Origin of the sequence: Streptococcus mitis, from assembly GCF_003942995.1 — a bacterium.
In the GTDB taxonomy this organism is placed as follows: Bacteria; Bacillota; Bacilli; order Lactobacillales; family Streptococcaceae; genus Streptococcus; species Streptococcus mitis_CV.
The window spans coordinates 18028-39984 of the sequence record NZ_RJOH01000009.1; the positions used below are offsets into that span (position 1 = coordinate 18028).

The 21957-nt window shown below is 40.4% G+C and carries 22 protein-coding genes; 16 read left to right on the plus strand and 6 right to left on the minus strand.

Going from position 1 to position 21957, the window contains the following annotated elements:
• The first annotated feature begins 26 nt into the window (after nucleotides 1–26).
• From D8836_RS06670 to D8836_RS06730, 13 genes are all read left to right on the plus strand, one after another.
• A complete protein-coding gene (locus D8836_RS06670; RefSeq protein ID WP_125393503.1) occupies nucleotides 27–878 on the plus strand; it encodes a helix-turn-helix domain-containing protein in 852 nt (283 codons plus the stop codon).
• A 197-nt stretch (nucleotides 879–1075) separates the two neighbouring features.
• Nucleotides 1076–2323, plus strand: coding sequence for an MFS transporter (locus D8836_RS06675; protein WP_125393504.1), 1248 nt, complete (start codon nucleotides 1076–1078; stop codon nucleotides 2321–2323).
• A gap of 77 nt (nucleotides 2324–2400) precedes the next feature.
• Nucleotides 2401–3681: a histidine--tRNA ligase gene (hisS, locus tag D8836_RS06680; protein WP_125393505.1), complete on the plus strand. Its 1281-nt coding sequence runs from the start codon at nucleotides 2401–2403 to the stop codon at nucleotides 3679–3681.
• Nucleotides 3681–4145 carry a hypothetical protein gene (locus D8836_RS06685; protein WP_125393506.1) on the plus strand — a complete coding sequence of 155 codons (465 nt, stop codon included), beginning with the start codon at nucleotides 3681–3683 and terminating at the stop codon, nucleotides 4143–4145. The genes hisS and D8836_RS06685 overlap by 1 nt, the downstream gene beginning before the upstream one ends.
• 9 nt (nucleotides 4146–4154) lie before the next feature.
• A complete protein-coding gene (locus tag D8836_RS06690) occupies nucleotides 4155–4361 on the plus strand; it encodes a helix-turn-helix transcriptional regulator (RefSeq protein WP_001176233.1) in 207 nt (68 codons plus the stop codon).
• Nucleotides 4361–4558, plus strand: coding sequence for a hypothetical protein (locus D8836_RS06695; RefSeq protein ID WP_125393507.1), 198 nt, complete (start codon nucleotides 4361–4363; stop codon nucleotides 4556–4558). The genes D8836_RS06690 and D8836_RS06695 overlap by 1 nt, the downstream gene beginning before the upstream one ends.
• Nucleotides 4559–4560: 2 nt before the next feature.
• Nucleotides 4561–5304, plus strand: a complete 744-nt coding sequence (locus tag D8836_RS06700; protein WP_185761611.1) for a DUF3169 family protein — start codon at nucleotides 4561–4563, stop codon at nucleotides 5302–5304.
• 10 nt (nucleotides 5305–5314) lie between these two features.
• A complete protein-coding gene (locus D8836_RS06705; protein ID WP_125393509.1) occupies nucleotides 5315–6139 on the plus strand; it encodes an ABC transporter ATP-binding protein in 825 nt (274 codons plus the stop codon).
• Nucleotides 6132–6830: an ABC transporter permease gene (locus D8836_RS06710; RefSeq protein ID WP_125393510.1), complete on the plus strand. Its 699-nt coding sequence runs from the start codon at nucleotides 6132–6134 to the stop codon at nucleotides 6828–6830. The genes D8836_RS06705 and D8836_RS06710 overlap by 8 nt, the downstream gene beginning before the upstream one ends.
• Nucleotides 6831–6839: 9 nt before the next feature.
• A complete protein-coding gene (locus tag D8836_RS06715; protein ID WP_125393511.1) occupies nucleotides 6840–7481 on the plus strand; it encodes a CPBP family intramembrane glutamic endopeptidase in 642 nt (213 codons plus the stop codon).
• 17 nt (nucleotides 7482–7498) lie between these two features.
• Entirely contained in the window at nucleotides 7499–7729 is a 231-nt protein-coding gene (locus tag D8836_RS06720) for a hypothetical protein (RefSeq protein ID WP_125393512.1), read from the plus strand.
• A 154-nt stretch (nucleotides 7730–7883) separates the two neighbouring features.
• Nucleotides 7884–9647, plus strand: coding sequence for an aspartate--tRNA ligase (gene aspS / locus D8836_RS06725; protein ID WP_125393513.1), 1764 nt, complete (start codon nucleotides 7884–7886; stop codon nucleotides 9645–9647).
• Nucleotides 9625–10566 carry a YitT family protein gene (locus D8836_RS06730; protein WP_024057518.1) on the plus strand — a complete coding sequence of 314 codons (942 nt, stop codon included), beginning with the start codon at nucleotides 9625–9627 and terminating at the stop codon, nucleotides 10564–10566. Before aspS ends, D8836_RS06730 begins: the two co-directional genes overlap by 23 nt.
• A gap of 29 nt (nucleotides 10567–10595) precedes the next feature.
• Here D8836_RS06730 and D8836_RS06735 read toward each other — a convergent pair whose 3' ends face one another.
• The 5 genes from D8836_RS06735 to D8836_RS06755 form a co-directional block, all read right to left on the minus strand.
• Entirely contained in the window at nucleotides 10596–11582 is a 987-nt protein-coding gene (locus tag D8836_RS06735; RefSeq protein WP_125393514.1) for a LacI family DNA-binding transcriptional regulator, read from the minus strand.
• A 9-nt stretch (nucleotides 11583–11591) separates the two neighbouring features.
• Nucleotides 11592–12392 carry a DUF1189 domain-containing protein gene (locus tag D8836_RS06740; protein WP_125393515.1) on the minus strand — a complete coding sequence of 267 codons (801 nt, stop codon included), beginning with the start codon at nucleotides 12390–12392 and terminating at the stop codon, nucleotides 11592–11594.
• 135 nt (nucleotides 12393–12527) lie between these two features.
• A complete protein-coding gene (locus D8836_RS06745; protein WP_001065642.1) occupies nucleotides 12528–13370 on the minus strand; it encodes a sugar ABC transporter permease in 843 nt (280 codons plus the stop codon).
• 1 nt (nucleotide 13371) lies between these two features.
• Complete coding sequence (locus D8836_RS06750; protein WP_031237127.1) at nucleotides 13372–14664, minus strand: sugar ABC transporter permease; 1293 nt, start codon at nucleotides 14662–14664, stop codon at nucleotides 13372–13374.
• A gap of 110 nt (nucleotides 14665–14774) precedes the next feature.
• The gene (locus tag D8836_RS06755; protein ID WP_023947615.1) at nucleotides 14775–16046 is read right to left on the minus strand and encodes an extracellular solute-binding protein; all 1272 of its coding nucleotides are present in this window, start codon (nucleotides 16044–16046) and stop codon (nucleotides 14775–14777) included.
• A gap of 477 nt (nucleotides 16047–16523) precedes the next feature.
• On the opposite strand from D8836_RS06755, the gene malQ reads away from it, so the two are divergent.
• From malQ to D8836_RS11535, 3 genes are all read left to right on the plus strand, one after another.
• Complete coding sequence (gene malQ, locus D8836_RS06760) at nucleotides 16524–18041, plus strand: 4-alpha-glucanotransferase (RefSeq protein WP_125393516.1); 1518 nt, start codon at nucleotides 16524–16526, stop codon at nucleotides 18039–18041.
• A 25-nt stretch (nucleotides 18042–18066) separates the two neighbouring features.
• Complete coding sequence (gene glgP, locus D8836_RS06765) at nucleotides 18067–20325, plus strand: glycogen/starch/alpha-glucan family phosphorylase (RefSeq protein WP_049544525.1); 2259 nt, start codon at nucleotides 18067–18069, stop codon at nucleotides 20323–20325.
• 339 nt (nucleotides 20326–20664) lie between these two features.
• A complete protein-coding gene (locus D8836_RS11535) occupies nucleotides 20665–20871 on the plus strand; it encodes a hypothetical protein (protein WP_000265681.1) in 207 nt (68 codons plus the stop codon).
• A 105-nt stretch (nucleotides 20872–20976) separates the two neighbouring features.
• Here the strand turns inward: D8836_RS11535 and D8836_RS06775 are convergent, their stop codons facing one another.
• Complete coding sequence (locus D8836_RS06775; protein WP_125393517.1) at nucleotides 20977–21825, minus strand: putative RNA methyltransferase; 849 nt, start codon at nucleotides 21823–21825, stop codon at nucleotides 20977–20979.
• Nucleotides 21826–21957: the final 132 nt, after the last annotated feature.

The window sequence follows — 21957 nt, forward strand, 5'->3', positions numbered from 1 at the left end:
GAAAATACGGAATCAAGGGGAAGTCTATGGAGCAGATTGGAAAAGTCTTTAGACAATTACGAGAATCAAGAAATATCTCGCTGAGACAAGCAACTGGAGGACAATTTTCACCGTCTATGTTGTCCCGCTTTGAAACAGGTCAGAGTGAGCTTTCGGTGGAAAAGTTTCTATTTGCCCTAGAAAACATATCTGCCAGTGTGGAGGAAATCCTCTTCCTGGCGAGAGGTTTTCAGTATGATACAGATTCTGAGTTGAGAAAAGAAATCATAGATGTCTTGGATCCAAAGAATATATCTCCGCTTGAGGACTTGTATTGCAGGGAGTATCAAAAACATGCCCATTCTCAAAAGAAACAGAAACATATTCTAAATGCTATTCTTATCAAGTCTTATATGAAGAGCATGGATGATACGGTAGAGTTAACGGCAGAGGAAGGGAAAGTCCTTCATGACTATCTGTTTTCTACCGAGATCTGGGGAATCTATGAACTCAATTTATTTTCAGTCAGTTCTCCCTTTTTATCTGTTCCTCTTTTTACCAGATATGTACGAGAAATGGTCCGCAAATCTGATTTTCTAATGGAAATGTCTGGTAATCGAAATCTGTTTCACACTATATTATTGAATGGTTTTTTAGCCAGCATCGAGTGTGAAGAATTTACCAATGCCTCTTATTTTAAACGTGTTATCGAAGAGCATTTCTACGAGGAAAATGAGACCTATTTCCGAATTGTCTATTTGTGGGCGGAAGGTCTCCTTGATAGCAAGCAAGGCAGAGTCAAGGAAGGTCAGAAAAAGATGGAAGATGCTGTCCGTATTTTTGAGATGCTTGGCTGTCACAAATCTGCCGAATATTATAGAAATACGACTGATTGTTGAATATCTGCAAACTAAGAAAATAATTTAAAATTTGAAGCGATAGAACTATTGACCTCTCTCAGGTTATCAAAGAAGTTCTATCGTTTTTTTGCTTATTTTGTGTGTTGCATATATTCAAAAGTTTTCCCTTTCAATTTCTAAGTGCTATACTATAGTCATACTTCACATAAAACTTCGAACAAGAAGGGAGATTATCTATGAAACTATTGTTTAGAAATCAAGCTTATCGACTCTTGACTTTGTCACGCTTCTTCAATGCTTTTGGTGCTTCGATTTTCAATCTGGTATTTATCGTCTATGCATCGACCTTGCCACAAGCATCTTTTGCGGTTGCTATGGCGAATATTGTCATGCTTCTTCCGACTCTCTTTACAGTTTTTGTAGGGATTCGGGCAGATTACACGAGGGACAAGGTCAAATGGATGGTCTATAGCGGTTTGTTTCAGGCAGTTTTATTTTTTCTAGCAGCTCTAGTTGTTCAGCAAGCTACTCTCTTTGCCTTTTCTAGCCTGTGTTTAATCAATGTCATTAGTGATGTCATCAGTGATTTTGCTGGTGGTTTGCGCATGCCTCTCATTAAGGAAAAAGTAGCTGAAGATGATCTGATGGAGGCTTATTCTTTTTCCCAGTTCATCACCTATATTTCAGCTATTGGTGGTCAAGCTTTTGGAGTGTGGCTCTTAGGGTTATCGGTCAATAATTTTTCTCTCGTTGCGGGAATCAATGCCTGTTTTTTCCTAGTATCAGCCGTTATCCTCTTTTTAGGAAAAAGCAAATTGAGACTGTCAATGTCATCTGCTGATGGTGAAATTCTAAAAAATGAGAAGCTTCCGATCAAAGAGCAGTTCCTAACGATTTATCGAAATTTACGTCTCGTTTTTCTTAAAGGTGGACAGAAAAACTTTGGATTCATGATCTTTGCTGTCTTGCTTATCAATGCCTTGGGTGGTTCCTTAGGGGGCATCTACAATATCTTCTTTTTGAGCCATTCTCTCTTGAATTTTTCTTACACAGAGGCATTATTTATCAGTCAAGTCGGTGCTGTAGTAGCAGTCATCATCAGTAGCCTTACGGGCAATGATTATTTTGGGAAGCAGTCCCTGCCTAGATTGATGATGTGGGCTACCGTAGGGCTCACTCTAATTGGTCTAGCTAACGTATTTAATCAAGTTCTGCTTGGTTTGCTATTTCTCTTTTTAACTCTGTATGTGTCTGCTAAAGTTCAACCAAAGATTAGTGCCATGCTCATGAAAAATCTAGCTCCAGAAGTTCTAGCTCGTACCAGTAATTTTTTAGGTTTATTGTTTACCTTATCCATACCTGTGGGAACAGCTTGTTTCTCACTAGTAGCCGTATGGAATATACAGTTGACTTGGATGCTATTTGTTGGTCTTTCCTTCCTGGCTATTCTTTTGACAGTTATTAATCTCAAAAATGATATCTAAATCCTAAATTTTTTCTCACTGTTTTAATCCCTCTATTTATGGTAAAATAAGACTATTAAGTTTAAAGAGGATTTCCTATGAAATTACAAAAACCAAAAGGAACGCAGGATATTTTACCTGCTGAGTCTGCCAAATGGCAGTACGTTGAAGGCTTTGCCCGTGAGATTTTCAAGCGCTATAACTACGCAGAAGTGCGCACGCCTATTTTTGAGCATTACGAGGTTATCAGTCGCTCTGTCGGAGATACAACGGATATCGTAACCAAGGAAATGTACGACTTCTATGACAAGGGAGACCGTCATATTACCCTCCGTCCAGAAGGAACTGCGCCCGTTGTTCGTTCCTATGTGGAAAATAAACTCTTCGCCCCAGAAGTGCAAAAGCCAAGTAAGTTCTACTACATGGGCCCTATGTTCCGCTATGAGCGTCCGCAGGCAGGGCGTTTGCGCCAGTTCCACCAGATTGGTGTTGAGTGTTTTGGCTCTAGCAATCCAGCTACCGATGTGGAAACCATCGCGATGGCAGCTCATTTCTTGAAAGAAATCGGTATCCAAGGTGTCAAATTACATCTCAACACTCTTGGAAACCCTGAGAGCCGTGCGGCTTACCGTCAAGCCTTGATTGACTATTTGACACCGCTCAAGGAGACCTTGTCTAAGGATAGCCAACGTCGCTTGGAGGAAAATCCTCTCCGTGTCTTGGACTCTAAGGAAAAAGAAGACAAGGTAGCAGTAGAGAATGCACCGTCTATCTTGGACTTCCTTGATGAAGAAAGTCAAGCTCATTTTGATGCTGTGCGTCAGATGTTGGAAAATCTTGGAGTAGACTACATCATCGATACCAATATGGTGCGTGGTTTGGACTACTACAACCACACCATTTTCGAGTTCATTACTGAGATCGAGGGCAATGACTTGACAGTCTGTGCGGGTGGCCGTTACGATGGTTTGGTTGCTTACTTTGGTGGCCCAGAAACCGCTGGATTTGGTTTTGGACTTGGTGTAGAGCGCCTGCTTCTCATTCTTGAAAAGCAAGGTGTGGCCCTCCCTATCGAAAATGCCCTAGATGTCTATATCGCAGTCTTGGGCGAAGGAGCAAATGTCAAGGCCTTGGAATTAGTACAGGCTCTTCGCCAACAAGGATTCAAAGCAGAGCGTGATTACCTCAACCGTAAACTCAAAGCTCAGTTCAAGTCAGCCGATGTCTTTGCTGCTAAGACCCTCATCACCCTAGGAGAGAGCGAAGTCGAAAGCGGACAAGTGACAGTCAAGAACAACCAAACCCGAGAAGAAGTGCAAGTATCACTTGAAGCAATCAGTCAAAACTTCTCAGAAATCTTTGAAAAATTAGGATTTTAATGATAGATAAACTGGTCAGGAACCTGCTCCTGACCTTTTTCTTTTGCAAAATGACAAAAATCATAAACTTTTTGACAAATATGCTTGTCAAAAAGAAAAAGATGTGTTACAATGTAAGCAAGTTAAGAGAAAAAGAGAAAGGAGCTATGATGTGGGTACTAGGATTTATACTATTTATGATTTTCTTTTATTCTAATGATTCTAAAAAAATCAAGAAACTAGAGAATAAAATCAAAAAGCTTGAGCGAAAAGAGAAAGGAAACGCAGAAATGTCGAGATTATTACAAGAAATGATTGGAAAGAAACCAATTATAACAGGAGCGTATATTGGGCCAGATAACTGGGAAGTTGTGGATGTCGATGAGGAATGGGTCAAACTACGTAGTGTTGATAAAAAGGGGAAAGAAAAAGTCAAGTTGCAACGTATTGAGGATATCCAAACCGTTGAATTTGACGGAGAGTAGGTGTGTAATATGCAACTAAAAAATCGTCTAAAAGAGCTGCGGGCTCGCGATGGTCTCAATCAAACCGAACTAGCCAAGCTAGCAGAGGTTTCCAGACAGACCATTAGCCTATTAGAACGGGACGAATACACCCCGTCCGTTGTGATTGCCTTGAAAATATCTCAGATTTTCAACGAAACAGTCGAATCGGTATTTCGCTTAGAGGAGGACGAGTGATGAACAAGTATAAAGTGATCTATTATGTAGTTATCGTAGCTCTATTAGTCAGCGTATTTCTACTGATTGGGATAGACTTAGGTTGGTTTAGTCCCTATCAAAGTAACAAATTTGTTTGGGCCTATTTTGCCCTCATACCAGTAATTGAATGGATTGAAAAGAAATCAAAAAATCTAGCAAGTGAAAAAGGAGAATGAATATGAAAAAGAAAAAGAAACGTGGATTGTTATTATTTTTGATGTCTATTGTCTTGGGAGGCTTCTTGGGCATGTTTGTAGGGATGTTTAAGGCACGTGCCGAATCCAACGGAATTATTTTAGATGTAAAACCCTTGATACCATGGCTATCAGCTATCAGCTTACTACTAGCTGTCATTATTCTTTTTTTGACTTTCAATTTCCTAAAGAAAAGCAGAAAATTTCATTCCTTGTATCAAGAGGAAATGGATGATGATCTGAATGAAACCTATTATGTGCAGATGTATCCGAATCTCGAGTTTGGAACCATTGCTTTTAATATTGCAAGCGTAGCAATTTCATTGTCTATTTTTCTCTCATTAAATGAAGTGGTTATATTGCATACAGGCCACCAAACGTTTTCCTTCTCTTTCTTAGTCTTTGTGCTATCCTTAGTCGCTCAAAAATCTCTTTTTAAAACAATTGCGATTGTTCGTCAGTTTGATTTGGCATTTTTCTCTACACCAAAGGATGTCTTGGACTATATCAATTCTTATGATGAAGGGGAGCGCCAGGCTAATTTTGAACAGAGTTTTCGGATTTTATTCCAATTAAACCAATATGTCTTACCAGCCTTATATGTTTTTCTTATTATCATTTCTTTCTTGACAGGAGAGATTCAACTACTAGCCTTCTTGCTTGTAGGAGCAATCCATATTTATATCAATGTGATGCAGTTACCTATGGTAAAACGCTATTTCAAATAAAGGAGTTTCTATGATTCGTGTTGAAAATGTAAGCAAAAGTTTTGGGAGCAAAAAAGCTCTTCATCAGATTTCTTTTGAGATTAAGGAGGGTGAAATCTTTGGTTTTCTTGGACCTTCTGGCTCAGGTAAAACAACCATGATCAACGTCTTAACAGGTCAGTTGGATGCAGATAAAGGTAACACAGTTTTGTTAGGCAAGAATTCTCAAGATTTAACTTCGAATGATTTGGAACAAATTGGTATTGTTAGTGATGGCAGTGGTTTTTATGAAAAGATGAGTCTTTATAAAAATCTTCTCATCTATGCTAAGCTATATGGTCTCAAGTCAGATAGAGTAAATCAGGTGCTCCAACAGGTTGGATTGGCAGATGCTAAAGATATTATCGCAGAAAAATTATCTACAGGAATGAAACAACGAATGTTCTTGGCTCGTGCCCTTCTGAATGCTCCTAAGATTCTCTTTCTAGATGAGCCAACCAGTGGCTTAGACCCTACAACATCTAAGATGATTCATACCCTACTTCAAGAATTAAAGCAGGCGGGGACAACTATCTTTCTGACCACGCATGATATGCATGAAGCAACTCTGCTTTGTGATCGTTTATCTCTTTTGAATAAGGGAAACTTAATAGAGTATGGAAGTCCACAGGATATTATCCAAAAGTATCATGTGGATAAGAAAGTACGTGTAGTTTATAAAGATGGACGAGAACAAATAGTTCCATTTGAAGAATTGCCACATTTAGACACGACAGATTTGATGGTGGTTCACTCTTGTGAGCCGACTTTAGAAGAGATCTTTATCAGATTAACAGGAGAAAAGTTAGATGTTTAGAAAATTAAATGCCCTACTATGGTTAAGATTACAAGTTCTTATCAGCAATTCAACTTTGTTGGCGACTCTATTGTTGCCTTTTGGACTGGCTGTTCTATATAATGAGTTCTTAAACAAGAGTGGAGAATTGAGTACGTATTTCCTTTCTATGAGTTTGACGATGGTCTTGAGCATGGGAAGTGGTTATATGGTATCGATTATGATGGCAGAAGATAAGGAAAAGCGCAATCTTAAATCACTCATCCTAAGTGGTGTGACAGCAACAGAATATACTTTCAGTATGCTCGTTCTCCCTATTTTGATAATGTTGGTTGCTATGATTGTACTTCCCATCTATCTTAAAGTAGATGTATCTGGTTATTTATTTGCCTATGTTATCTATTTGGTCTTAGCAGCTATTAGTGTTATTTTTCTCAACCTTCTAATCGGTGCGGTGTCAGATACTCAGTCTAAAGCGCAAGTTTATAGTATGTTTCCTGTGTTTATCGTCTCTTTTTTACCCATGATTGCTCTTCAAAATGATACGGTTCAGAAAGTGTTGGATTACTCTTTTATTGGTCCAATTGTAAATCTTTTAAATAAAAAAGGTGGGGAAATCTCTTTTTCTAATATTGGTATGTTACTTGCCTGGGTACTTGTGTTAGGAATAGCAAACCTCTTTGTATTGAAAAACAGCTATAAAGCAAGATAGGAGACCTTTATGAAATTACTTAAAAATCTTGGCTGGTTTCTTCTAGCCATTCTATCCTTTTTATTCATCTATGGCTTCATTCAGGGGCTCGCGACTACGTCTCTTGCCTTAGGCGCTTCCCCCTATGCTGTTACCTTACTCTATGTGGCCTTGGCTGGAGTTTATGTGTACGGCATTTACAAATGGTACCAGAAAGCTCCTGTTCATATTGAGAAGAGCTGCTTTAACCGATTTATTTGGCTTCCTGCCTTAGTTTGGTTCTTATCTCTTGTTGTCCAGTTTTTCTTGCCAAATGATCCTTCAGTAAATCAGCAAATAGCGATAGACTTGACTTTGTCTCAACCACTTTTCTCATTCTTTGCGGTCGTTATTTTTGCTCCTTTGACGGAAGAACTTATCTTTAGAGGGATGTTAGCACGGTACCTCTTTTCTAAGCAGGACAATAGTAAACAAACTCTGATTTTTCTTCTGGTATCCAGTGTTCTGTTTGCCTTGATTCATTTCCCAGGTGATGTGCAACAATTTTTTGTCTATTTTAGCCTTGGTTTTAGTTTGGGCTTGGCTTATATTAGCAGAAAAGGTCTGGTCTACAGTATTTCTCTCCACGCTTTGAATAATTTAGTCGGCTTTTTGATGATTCTCATGCTATAATAGAGTCAGGAGGTCACATGAAACGAGTAATTTTATTAGCAGTGATTCAAGCAGTTGTTCTATTTTTCATCATTGGGGGATTAGCTTATGCCTTTAAGGGCGATTTCTTCTATAACTATCTAGCAGTTGTCTTTGCCCCTATTGCAGGTGTCTTGCGCTTTGGGACAGCTTATACAACGGAAATTGTCTTGCCTCGAAAGGCAGCCGAAATTGCTGAAAAGCGTAAAGCAGGCAAAAATTCAAAATAAAAGAGTCCGGTGAACTTCATCGGACTCTTTTATTGGCGCTAATTTTTAGGACCTTCACTTGATTTTTGAAACCTAGCAAACTTTTCTGCTGATTTTCATGAAGAGCCTGCGCTTTTATGGTAAAATAGTAACAGAATAAAAGAGGAGAGAAATAATGAAACGTAGTATGTATGCTGGTCGTGTTCGTGAGGAACACATCGGACAAGAAATGACCTTGAAAGGATGGGTTGGTCGTCGTCGTGACCTGGGTGGTTTGATCTTTATCGACCTTCGTGACCGTGAAGGAATCATGCAGTTGGTTATCAACCCTGAAAAAGTATCTGCAGAGGTTATGGCAACAGCTGAAAGCCTTCGTAGCGAATTTGTTATCGAGGTGACTGGACAGGTCGCTGCGCGTGAGCAAGCCAATGATAAGTTGCCAACTGGTGCAGTTGAGTTAAACGTGACAGCTCTGACAGTGCTTAATACAGCTAAGACAACCCCATTTGAGATTAAGGATGGGATTGAGGCCAATGACGATACACGTTTACGTTACCGTTACCTTGACCTTCGTCGTCCAGAAATGTTGGAAAATCTTAAACTTCGTGCTAAGGTGACCCACTCTATCCGCAACTACTTGGATGAGTTGGAGTTTATCGACGTGGAGACACCATTCCTTTCTAAGTCAACGCCTGAAGGGGCGCGTGACTACTTGGTGCCATCTCGTGTTAATAAAGGGCATTTCTATGCTCTTCCTCAAAGTCCACAAATCACGAAACAACTCTTGATGAATGCTGGTTTTGACCGCTACTACCAAATCGTTAAATGTTTCCGTGACGAGGACTTGCGTGGTGACCGCCAGCCTGAGTTCACTCAGGTCGACTTGGAAACGTCTTTCCTTACTGAGCAAGAAATCCAAGATATCACAGAAGGTTTGATTGCGCGCGTCATGAAGGAAACAAAAGGCATTGAAGTCACTCTGCCTTTCCCTCGTATGAAATATGATGACGCTATGGCTCTTTACGGTTCTGACAAGCCAGATACCCGTTTTGACATGTTACTTCAGGACTTGACAGAAGTGGTCAAAGGTGTAGACTTTAAAGTCTTTTCAGAAGCACCTGCTGTAAAAGCAATTGTGGTCAAAGGAGCTGCGGACAACTATTCACGTAAAGACATCGACAAGATGACGGAAGTAGCCAAACAATATGGTGCCAAAGGTCTTGCTTGGGTCAAGGTAGTTGATGGAGAATTAAACGGACCAGTTGCTAAGTTCTTGACTGGCATCCAAGCAGAATTGACAACAGCGCTTGCTCTTGAAGATAAGGACCTCGTTCTCTTTGTGGCGGATACGCTTGAGGTAGCCAATGCAACACTCGGTGCCCTTCGTGGACGTATTGCCAAAGAGCTTGGCTTGATTAATAACGATAAATTCAACTTCCTTTGGGTGGTTGACTGGCCAATGTTTGAATGGTCTGAAGAAGAAGGTCGTTACATGAGCGCCCACCATCCGTTCACCCTTCCACAGGAAGAGACGGCTCACGAATTAGAAGGTGATTTGGCTAAGGTTCGTGCCATTGCTTACGATATCGTCTTGAACGGTTATGAACTTGGTGGTGGTAGCCTTCGTATCAACCAAAAAGACCTTCAAGAACGTATGTTCAAGGCTCTTGGTTTCTCAGCCGAAGAAGCAAATGACCAGTTTGGTTTCCTTCTTGAAGCCATGGACTATGGTTTCCCACCACACGGTGGCTTGGCTATCGGGCTTGACCGATTTGTCATGCTCTTAGCAGGAGAAGAAAATATTCGTGAAGTTATTGCCTTCCCTAAGAACAATAAGGCAAGTGACCCAATGACACAAGCTCCTTCAACAGTAGCTCTCAAACAACTAGAGGAACTCAGCTTACAAGTAGAAGAAGATGAAACAAGCAAAACGAATTAAGCGGTGGCGCTATTATCTGCGCCGCTTTGCTCATCAGATAAAAATTTTACGTGTCTTACAAAGCATCTCTCGCGAAAAATATGATGAGAAGATTTCGGCCTCTCTGGTCTATGGATTTTTATCAGCAGTAGCGGTCAATTTCTTTTTCCAACCAGGTCATGTGTATTCGAGTGGTGCGACAGGTCTGGCACAGATTATCTCTGCCTTGAGTAATCACTGGTTTGGTTTTCATATCCCGATTTCGTTGACCTTCTATGCCATTAATTTCCCTTTGATGGTCTTGGCTTGGTATCAAATTGGGCATAAGTTCACCGTCTTTACCTTTATAACGGTATCCATGAGTTCCTTCTTTATCCAGTTTGTCCCTGTGGCGACCTTGACGGAGGATCCCATTATCAATGCCCTTTTTGGGGGTGTTGTCATGGGCTTGGGGATTGGTTTTGCTCTTCGAAACAATATCTCCAGTGGTGGGACGGATATCGTCAGCCTGACTATTCGCAAGAAAACGGGTAAGAATGTTGGTAGTATTTCTTTCTTGGTAAATGGGACCATCATGCTGATAGCAGGCTTGACCTTTGGTTGGGAATACGCTCTCTACTCTATGATTACCATCTTTGTCTCTAGCCGTGTCACAGACGCTGTCTTTACCAAGCAAAAACGGATGCAGGCCATGATTGTGACCAATCATCCAGAGAAGGTAATTGAAAAAATCCATAAAAAATTGCACCGCGGTGCAACCATGATCCACGATGCAGAAGGAACCTATAATCACGAAAGAAAGGCAGTTTTAATCACTGTCATTACACGTGCAGAGTTTAATGAATTTAAACAGATTATGAAACAGGTGGATCCAAGCGCCTTTGTCTCTGTCTCGGAGAATGTTCATATTTTGGGACGGTTCGTTGAAACAGATAATTAGTGATCAAAAAAACCAGCGCGAGCTGGTTTTTATTTTTCGATAATTTTGTGGGCAATCAACTGACGGTAACAAATTTGTTTATTGCTTTTAGCATCGCTGATAATCTGGAGGATGGTTTCAAGGGAAACACGACCAAGTTCTAGGCTATTGATATCAACATAGGCTGCCAAGTTGAGCTTGGGATTGACCGAGTCGAAGCTGAGGACAGGGACATCCAGTTGGTGTTTTGCGATGTAATCACAGACCCCTGCAGCAAGGAGACTATCAATGGTAATAATAGCGTCAATATTTGAATCGTGTTTGAAGAGAAGTCTACTAAAGCGATAACCATTATCTTCAAGAAATTCAGTAGCAAAGTAAGTCAGATTAGTATCGAGAGGAAGTTGGTGTTGTTTTAGAGCTAGCTCGTAACCTGTCAGACGGTCTTGTGTTACGAAGAGTCGCTTAGTCCCTCCGATAAAGGCAATTCGCTTGCATCCTTTTTTGATGAAATACTCTGTCGCATCAAAACCAGCTTGGACATTGTCATTATCGACTAGAGGGATAAAGGGTGAAATAGATTTCCCTAGGATGAGGAAGGGAAACTGCTCATCAGCGACCAGTTTGACCAAGGGGTCATTCTCTTCGGCATAAAGGAAAATCAAACCATCCACACGTTTACCGTAAACCATCTGTGAAATAGCTTTAAGACGCTCTTTTTCATCTTTACCTGTTGCAATCTGAATAGCATAGTGGTTTTCAGATGCGACTTGGGCGATACCACGGAGGACAGATGGGAAAAAAGGATTTTGATAGAAGGCGTCTGAGTCGTCAGGAAGCACCAAGCCGATAACTTGGGTATAACTGCTTACCAAGCTACGAGCGTTGAGGTTGGGGTGGTAATTGAGTTCCTTCATAGCCTTGCGAACGCGTTTTTTTGTTTCGTCGCTAATGGTTGATTTATTTTGAATAACACGGGTTACGGTTGAAGGCGAAACACCAGCAGCCTTGGCCACGTCTTTAATCGTAACGGGCATAAAAATCTCCTATTTATGGTAATCTGGATCACGGAAATGCGTTTTATAAAAGATAGTGACCAGATATAGAACAAAAAGAATGTTTTGTACAGTAATCAGAGTTGTCATATTTTGGCCAAATAATCCCAAAACAAGCGTAATCAGAGTTGGTAATCCTAAACAGTTCAAGATAAAATGGTAGCACTCTTTAAAGGTCCTAAATGAAAAGAGGCGCGATTTCTTAGTGATATAAAGGAGAAGACTAGCTCCTAGAGAGACAATGAAGAAATTCAAACCAAAGAGGAAGCTAGCACCGAGAACTAGGAAGAGACTGATATAGACACGATTCTGCTGGTACCAGTCTTTAGAAATGGCTTGGGTCAAGCTGTCTTTGTTTTTGAAACTCTCAGTCTGAATCGCTCGGTAAGAGACGCGGGTCAGTTCTTTACTTTCCTTGCTGATGACGAGCTCATTCGTATCGAAATGCAGTTGCAAGTCCTTAGGTAATTCCTTGCTTTGACTTGGACCGATCACGATAGAAGGCTCTTGACTAGCTGTTCCAGTATAAGTTAATTTGCCATCAACAATTGTAGCGTGTTCAGAGAGATCCTGTACAACCTTATCTGTCAATGGTTCATAGACATTATCGATAAAGGTTTCTAGCGGATAAGTCTCCTGCGAGCTGTTTTGGATGGCAATAGGTACCATAGATAAGCTGATAAGGAAGATACTGGTAAAGAGAAGTTGGAACCAGTTGAGTCCGAAACGTTTGGACAGGGGCTTACGAAATCCCCAAATACTTGAAAAGTATGAAAATGGATATGGAAGCATAGGTATCTTTCTAAAAGGTGTTTTCTATATGAGTATTATTATATAGAGAAATGTGCTTTATTTCAAGTCTAGGGGATAAATTGCTTGTTGTTAGTATATATTTTGTAGCAATAAGAAAAGGGTGGCGGGGATATATTATCCCTTGTCGCCACCACTTGTAAGTCCTGAAACAAAGTTCTTTTGTAGGAAGAAGAAGAGAATACAGATTGGAAGGGCGATGAGGATAGCACCTGCTGAGAAGTAGGCAATCTTCAAGTTCTTCGCATTGTTGACGAAGGTTTGGAGACCAACGGCAACAGTAAAGTATTCTTTCTCACGAAGCAAGAAACTAGAGAGGATGTAGTCCCCGAAAGGTCCCATGAAGGCCCAGAGAGCTTGTACGGCAACCATTGGGCGAACAAGTGGAAGAACAATTTGCCAGAAGCGACGGAAGTGTCCTGCACCGTCTAGTTTTGCAGATTCGTCTAGAGACATTGGCACTGTATCGAAGTAGCCTTTCATGAGCCAAGCATTCATCGGGATACCACCACCAACGTATAGGAAGATGAGGAACCAGCTGTGGTTAAGGGCGTTCAACATAAGCGCCATAACGAAGAAGGCTGTCAAAGCGGCCATGGTTGGCACCATTTGGATAATCAAGAAGAAGACCAAACTTTGTTTACGAGCCAAGAAGTTGTAACGGCTGTAGGCATAACCAGCAAGTACGATGATACTTGTTTGAACCGCCATGGTAACCAAGGCGATGATCAAGGTATTGAGATACCAAGTACCGTATAGAGTTTCAGTAAAGAGTCCTTTAAAGTTATCAAAATTGAAGTCGATGTTAGTATCAAGTTTAAAGGCTGCGACGTTACCTGCTTTAAAGGCTGACATGATGGTAATCAACAGTGGATAGATAATCACGATTGATAGACCAATCAAGTAGAGGTAAGTAAGGGTTTGAGTCAGTCTACGTTTGAGTTTAATTGAGTTATTCATCTTAGACGTCCTCCATATCAAATGCGTGTAGTTTCTTGAATGCGATCATAGAGATTGAGATGACAATGATAGAGATAATCAAGGTAACAGCAGCCGCCATTGAGTATTGAGGAGATGTACCTGTTGTCAAACGGTAGATCCATGAGATCAAGATATCAGTTGAACCAGCTCCCCCTCCGACACTACCAGGACCTCCACCATTGAAGAGGTACATGATAGAGAAGTTGTTAAAGTTGAAGGTGTATTGGCTAATCAAAGTAGGTGCAGCAACAGCCAAGATCATTGGGAAAGTGATGTTGCGGAATTTTTGCCAAGCATTAGCACCGTCAATATAAGCTGCTTCGTAAAGGTCGTTAGGAATAGATTGCAAGATACCCAAGGTCAAAACGTAGATATATGGGAATCCAAGCCAACCTTGCATCATAATCAAGGCAATCTTAGTCCAAGTTGGGTCTGTTTTCCAAGGAATAAGAGCACCATCAAGGAAAGGAAGGAATTTAGCCAAGATTGGCAATACTTGAGTGTTGATAGCACCAACACTATCGTTAAACATGTTTGAGAATGTCAGGATAGTGATGAAGGCTGGGACAGCCCAAGGAAGAAGGAAAATAACACCGAAGATACGTTTTCCTTTGATAAATGGTTGGTTAGCAATGATAGCTGTGAAGATACCAATCACGATCTGTAAAGTTGAGGCAGATAAAGCCCAGATGATAGTCCAAGAAAGGACGGCACCAAAGGCAGAACGGAAGGTACTCAAGCTCCAAATGTTTGTAAAGTTGGTCAAACCAACCCAGTCCAACAATTTGTTTGGTGGCAAGTGTTGGAAGTCGTAGTTGGTAAAGGCGATCATCAAGGTTACGATAACTGGGAAGATAATCGCAAAAGTCATGGCAATGTAAGATGGAATGATTAAGAGGTAAGGGAAGCCATTTTCATAGATTCCTTTGACCATTTCTTTAAAGGTAAGTGCTACTGGTATGCCATTGTTAATGTGTTTGGCAGTTGTATGTGCGTCTTTGATATTTGCGAAATAAAAGAGTACATAAACAACTACAAAGATTAAATGGAAGGCACCACGAATCAGCATAAAGAGGGAATTATCACGACCTGGTTTGTCACCAAGAGTGATGAGATTGCTCAATTCAGGGGCTGCAAGTGCTAGGAAGTAAAGGACGAATACGATGGTTACACCAAGGAAGATAAAACCTTTGGCTTTTTGTTTATTGTAAATCTGTCCTAACCCAGGAATGATAGACAGCAGAGCTGCTTTACTAGGTTGTTGCTTTTCCATAATAACTCCTTTCATAGGATACTGGTTTCTAATTAAAACCTAAACTATATATGTTTTTGATTGATAAATTCAAAGGGGGATTTGATTTCCACCCCCCTTGAACAAATTTTTTATTCACCAAATTTTTGTTTGATTGTTTCTTTGATCAATGTTACAGCGTCGTTAGCAGCTGTTTTCGCATCTTTCTTACCACTTACAGCATCAAAGAGCATAGTTTTCGCTGGATCCCAAACTGCAGACATTTGAGAGATGTTTGGCATTGGTTGAGCGTTCTTGAACTGTTTGATAACAGCTGTTGTCAACTCATCATTTTTACCTTCAGCATATGTACGAGCTTCAGTGTTAGCTGGGATTTCGTTAGTTGTATCGTAGAAGGCTTTTTGTTCTTCAGTTGAAACAAGGAAGTCTACAAATTTTTGAGCGCCTTCAAGGTTCTTAGTGCTTGATGGGATGATCCAAGCTTTACCACCACCGAATGCAGCATATTCTTTTCCATTTGGAAGAGTTGGGATAGTTGCAACACCGTAGTTTACTTTAGCATCTTTAAAGGCTTGAGCTTTCCAAGGTCCGTCGATGATAGCAGCTGTTTTACCTTCTTGGAATTGAGTTTGGATTAAGTTGCCAGCACCTTCAGTATCTTGCATACCTTTAGGCCATTTTTCATACCAAGATTTAGCGTAGTTGATACCTGCGATAGAACCGTCGTTTGCAAGACCGATATCTTTGGCGTCTTTACCGTTTTGTCCGAATACGTAAGCACCGTTACCAGCAAGAAGTCCATATGCATAGTAGAAGTTTGTCCAGTCAGCTAGGAAAGCAGAAGTTTTTCCATCTTCTCCAGCGAAGGCATATTTGCTATCTTTAGCAAGGTTTTCTAAGTCAGCAAAAGTTTTTGGAGCTTCTTTTACCAAGTCTTTGTTGTAGTACATAACAAGTGACTCGATAACAGCAGGAGCACCGTAAACTTTACCATCAGCAGCTGTTACAAGAGATTTAGTTTTATCATCTGTTTTAGCGCCGTCGCTCAATTTAACTTCTGAAAGTTGTCCGTCAGTACCAAGGCTACCTACACGGTCGTATGGAGCCATCATAACGTCAGCAGCTTGACCTGATTGGTTGTCAAGAGAAAGTTTGTCAAGCCCACCCATTTGGTCTCCTGTTTTGATGGTAACTTTTACGCCAGCTTCTTTTTCGTAAGCTTTTGCAGCTGATTCAGCAAAGGCTTTATATTGGTCTTCAACGTAGAAAGTGAGTTCTTTGGCTTCAGATGAACCAGAATCAGCAGGCTTATCAGCAGTTTTGCTTCCGCAAGCTACCAAAAGCAAGCTAGCAAGTGTAGCAGTTCCAAGAACAGCAGCGCTCTTCATGAATTTAGATGACATAGTGTATTCCTCCTAAAGAATAACAAATTTTATAATGAGGAAACGCAAACGTTTTCCTTTATGGGACTAGTATAGCACAATCGGAAAGCGGTTGCAAGTGTTTTTTGTAAAAATTTTTAAAAATTTTTACAAAAAAAGNAAACGCTTCATCGTTATATAATAGTAGAAAATCTCAAAAATCCGTTTTGTTTTAAATTTAAAAAAGTTGAGAAAACGATTGCCTAATTTACAAATGGAAAGCAGAGAGGATTCTCACTTTATTTTTGCTTAATAAGATAAGTGAAAACCTTATTTCTATTTTGTTTGTTTCCTGAAAGGATATATATACAAGTAAGAAGAAAAAATTTAAAAAAATAATCAAAAAAGTTATTTAAAACCGCTTGCATTTATCAAGAAAATGAGTTATACTAGTAATAGCGCAAACGTTTGCGTTCATAAAAATGTAATATCTAACTATAAACACATGAGGTGCTTATTATGAAAAAACGTCAAAGTGGTGTGTTGATGCACATTTCTTCTCTTCCAGGGGTATACGGAATCGGATCATTTGGTAAAAGTGCTTACGACTTCGTTGATTTCTTGGTTCGCACAAAACAACGTTACTGGCAAATCCTTCCACTAGGAACAACTAGTTACGGAGACTCTCCTTACCAATCTTTCTCAGCCTTCGCAGGGAACACTCATTTTATCGATTTAGATATCTTGGTGAAACAAGGCTTGTTGCAAGCAAGTGACCTTGAAGGAGTTGACTTTGGTAGTGATGCTTCTGAAGTTGATTATGCGAAAATCTACTATGCACGTCGTCCTCTTTTAGAAAAAGCGGTAAAACGTTTCTTGGAAGTAGGAGATGTTAAAGATTTTGAGAAATTCGCTCAAGACAACCAATCATGGCTTGAACTCTTTGCAGAGTATATGGCTATTAAAGAGCATTTTGACAATCTTGCTTGGACTGAATGGCCAGATGCAGATGCTCGCGCTCGTAAAGCTACAGCACTTGAAAGCTACCGTGAGCAATTGGCAGACAAGTTGGTTTACCACCGTGTGACTCAATACTTCTTCTTCCAACAATGGTTGAAATTGAAAGCTTACGCTAACGACAACCACATTGAAATCGTTGGGGACATGCCAATCTATGTAGCGGAAGATTCAAGCGATATGTGGGCAAATCCACATCTCTTCAAGACTGATGTCAACGGTAAGGCGACTTGCATCGCAGGATGCCCACCAGATGAGTTTTCTGCAACTGGTCAGCTTTGGGGTAACCCAATCTATGACTGGGAAGCAATGGACAAAGATGGTTACAAATGGTGGATTGAACGCTTGCGTGAAAGCTTCAAAATCTACGACATCGTTCGTATTGACCACTTCCGTGGTTTCGAATCTTACTGGGAAATCCCTGCTGGTTCCGATACAGCAGCACCTGGTGAGTGGGTGAAAGGCCCTGGCTACAAGCTTTTTGCAGCCGTTAAGGAAGAACTTGGTGAGCTAAACATCATCGCAGAAGATCTTGGTTTCATGACAGACGAAGTTATCGAATTGCGTGAACGTACGGGCTTCCCAGGAATGAAGATTCTTCAATTTGCATTCAACCCAGAAGACGAAAGCATCGATAGCCCACACTTGGCACCTGCTAACTCAGTTATGTACACAGGAACACACGATAACAATACGGTCCTTGGTTGGTACCGTAACGAGATCGATGATGCGACTCGTGAATACATGGCTCGCTACACTAACCGTAAAGAATACGAAACAGTGCCACATGCTATGCTTCGTACAGTCTTTTCATCAGTTAGCTTCATGGCAATTGCAACGATGCAAGATTTGCTAGAATTGGATGAGGCAGCTCGTATGAACTTCCCATCTACCCTTGGTGGAAACTGGTCTTGGCGTATGACTGAAGATCAATTGACGCCAGCTGTCGAGGAAGGCTTGCTTGACTTGACAACAATCTATCGCCGAATCAATGAAAATTTGGTAGAATTAAAGAAATAATACAATATCAGGAGACACCTTAAACATGTTATCACTACAAGAATTTGTACAAAATCGTTACAATAAAACCATTGCAGAATGTAGCAATGAAGAGCTTTACCTGGCTCTTCTTAACTACAGCAAGCTTGCAAGTAGCAAAAAACCAGTTAACACTGGTAAGAAAAAAGTTTACTACATCTCAGCTGAGTTCTTGATTGGTAAACTTTTGTCAAACAACTTGATCAACCTTGGTCTTTACGACGATGTCAAAAAAGAACTTGCAGCTGCAGGTAAAGACTTGATTGAAGTTGAAGAAGTTGAATTGGAACCATCTCTTGGTAATGGTGGTTTGGGACGTTTGGCTGCCTGCTTTATCGACTCAATTGCTACTCTTGGTTTGAACGGTGACGGTGTTGGTCTTAACTACCACTACGGTCTTTTCCAACAAGTTCTTAAAAATAATCAACAAGAAACAATTCCAAATGCATGGTTGACAGAGCAAAACTGGTTGGTTCGCTCAAGCCGTAGCTACCAAGTGCCATTTGCTCACTTCACATTGACATCAACTCTTTACGATATCGATGTACCTGGTTACAAGACAGAAACTAAGAACCGCTTGCGTTTGTTTGACTTGGATTCAGTTGATTCTTCTATCATCGAAGATGGTATCAACTTTGACAAGACGGACATCGCTCGCAACTTGACTCTTTTCCTTTACCCAGATGATAGTGACCGTCAAGGTGAATTGCTCCGTATCTTCCAACAATATTTCATGGTTTCAAACGGTGCGCAATTGATCATCGACGAAGCAATCGAAAAAGGAAGCAACTTGCATGACCTTGCTGATTACGCAGTTGTACAAATCAACGATACTCACCCATCAATGGTCATCCCTGAATTGATCCGTCTTTTGACTGCTCGTGGTATCGATCTTGATGAAGCAATCTCAATCGTTCGTAGCATGACTGCCTACACTAACCACACAATCCTTGCTGAAGCCCTTGAAAAATGGCCTCTTGAATTCTTGCAAGAAGTGGTTCCTCACTTGGTACCAATCATCGAAGAATTGGACCGTCGTGTGAAAGCAGAAGTGAAAGATCCAGCTGTTCAAATTATTGACGAGAGTGGACGTGTTCACATGGCTCACATGGATATCCACTACGGATACAGTGTTAACGGAGTAGCAGCACTTCACACTGAAATCTTGAAGAACTCTGAGTTGAAAGCTTTCTACGACCTTTACCCAGAAAAATTCAACAACAAAACAAACGGTATCACTTTCCGTCGTTGGCTCATGCATGCTAACCCAAGCTTGTCTCACTACTTGGATGAGATTCTTGGAGAAGGTTGGCACCATGAAGCAGATGAGCTTGAAAAACTCTTGTCTTATGAAGACAAAGCAGCTGTCAAAGAAAAATTGGAAAGCATCAAGGCTCACAACAAACGTAAATTGGCTCGTCACTTGAAAGAACACCAAGGTGTGGAAATCAATCCAAACTCTATCTTTGATATCCAAATCAAACGTCTTCACGAGTACAAACGCCAACAAATGAACGCTTTGTACGTAATCCACAAATATCTTGACATCAAAGCTGGGAACATCCCTGCTCGCCCAATCACAATCTTCTTTGGTGGTAAAGCAGCTCCAGCCTACACAATTGCTCAAGACATCATCCACTTGATCCTTTGCATGTCAGAAGTTATTGCTAACGATCCAGCAGTAGCTCCACACCTGCAAGTAGTTATGGTTGAAAACTACAACGTTACTGCAGCAAGCTTCCTTATCCCAGCATGTGATATCTCAGAACAAATCTCACTTGCTTCTAAAGAAGCTTCAGGTACTGGTAACATGAAATTCATGTTGAACGGAGCTTTGACACTTGGTACTATGGACGGTGCTAACGTGGAAATCGCTGAGTTGGTTGGCGACGAAAACATCTACATCTTTGGTGAAGATTCAGAAACTGTTATCGACCTTTACGCAAAAGCAGCTTACAAATCAAGCGAATTCTACGCCCGTAAAGCTATCAAACCATTGGTTGACTTCATCGTTAGCGATGCAGTTCTTGCAGCTGGAAACAAAGAGCGCTTGGAACGTCTTTACAAGGAATTGATCAACAAAGACTGGTTCATGACTCTTCTTGACTTGGAAGACTACATCAAAGTCAAAGAGCAAATGTTGGCTGACTACGAAGACCGTGACGCATGGTTGGATAAAGTTATCGTTAACATTTCTAAAGCAGGATTCTTCTCATCTGACCGTACAATCGCTCAGTATAACGAAGATATCTGGCACTTGAATTAATACTCTTCGAAAATCTCTTCAAACCACGTCAGCGTTGCCTTGCCGTACTCAAGTACAGCCTGCGGCTAGCTTCCTAGTTTGCTCTTTGATTTTCATTGAGTATAAGATACAAGATTTATACTAATACACTTTCCTATGAAGCGAATTTCGATTGAAATTCGCTTTTTTGAATGCTGTGGGTTTGGGTCAATCTTGTTTTAAAAAGATAGAAATCATAGATACAGTGAACGCATAACACTTTATTTCAGCCTTATGTTTCTTCGTAGTTGCTTACCTCATATTTTTTGTATTCGCTTACATAAAGTGTTATAATATAATTATAGGAAAGAAGGTGTTTTTATGTGGAAAAAATATTTTTCAAAATATAGATGGACTGATTTATTTTGGATTTTATTTATCATTTTGACCTGCCTCTATATTGGTAACCATGATTTGTTTCCTCTCAATCATCAAGAAATCTCTCTTCGAGGTAGTTTCTGGGGATCTGTACTCGCCTTATATCAATTGCTATTTATTGATAAATTTATTATTTCGAATCGAAAATAAATGGAGAAGCTAAAAGCTTTAAATGTTTTAGACTTTTGGGATAGATAGTTTAAAAATTGAAATTTAAAACCGCAGATCTTCTTGAAATGCGGTTTTTTGTGTTAATTATAGTACTTTCCCAACCAGAATCTCAGCCTCAATAGTAATCTCTGTCAAGTCGCTCCAGTCAATCTTACTCTGGTTAACATGAAAGAGTAGAGGAGTCATGCTGAGTAGGGCTTGGAGTTGCTCTGTTGTGATAGTCTTAGTCAGAGAGGCCGTTTGGCTAGATAGGATGGTAAAGTGTTCTTGGAAATGATTTTTGATATCTTGATTAGAATAATCTTTGTTTGTCAGCTGGTCTTGTACCCTTTGACGAATTTCCTTGAGGTGATTTTTAGTTGGAATAACCTTTATCAAGATACCATCTTTGGATAAAACGCGACGAAATTCTCCGTAATTGGCAGGGGAAAAGATATCAAGTAAGATATCCATGCTGGCGTCTTTTATAGGAAGACGAGCCAAGTCGCCAACGAACCAATTGACTGCCCAGTTGGGTTCGCTCTTGGCAGCGATTTGGACGGAATCTTTGGAGATGTCAAAGGCATAGAAAGTTTTTTCAGAGTGACTTTCTTGTAGTTTACGAGAATAGAAGCCCTCGCCACAACCGATATCCAAGACAGTTTTTGCAGATGGATTAGTTGCTAGCAAGTTCGAAATATCTTCTAAAATAGCCTGATAAAATCCAGCTTCTAGGATTTGTTGACGGTTTTGAAAATTTTCCTTGTCGTAGTTAGCAGATTGCTTAATTTGAGGTGCCAGATTGACATAGCCGAATTTCGCCAAGTCAAAAGAATGACGGTTGCAGCACTTGAAACTAGTCTCTAGCAGAGTCAGATTTTCTTGACAGATAGGACAGGCAAAGGCAGTAGCAGAAGCAAAACGCTGAAGTTTGGGTTTGAGATTTGTATTCATAGTTTAAGTGTATCAAAAGAGGCAAATGAAAGCAACTTTAGGAATAAGTAGATGGGAGATTCAGTAGAAATAAAACTAATACTCTTCGAAAATCAAATTCAAACCACGTCAACGTCGCCTTGCCGTACTCAA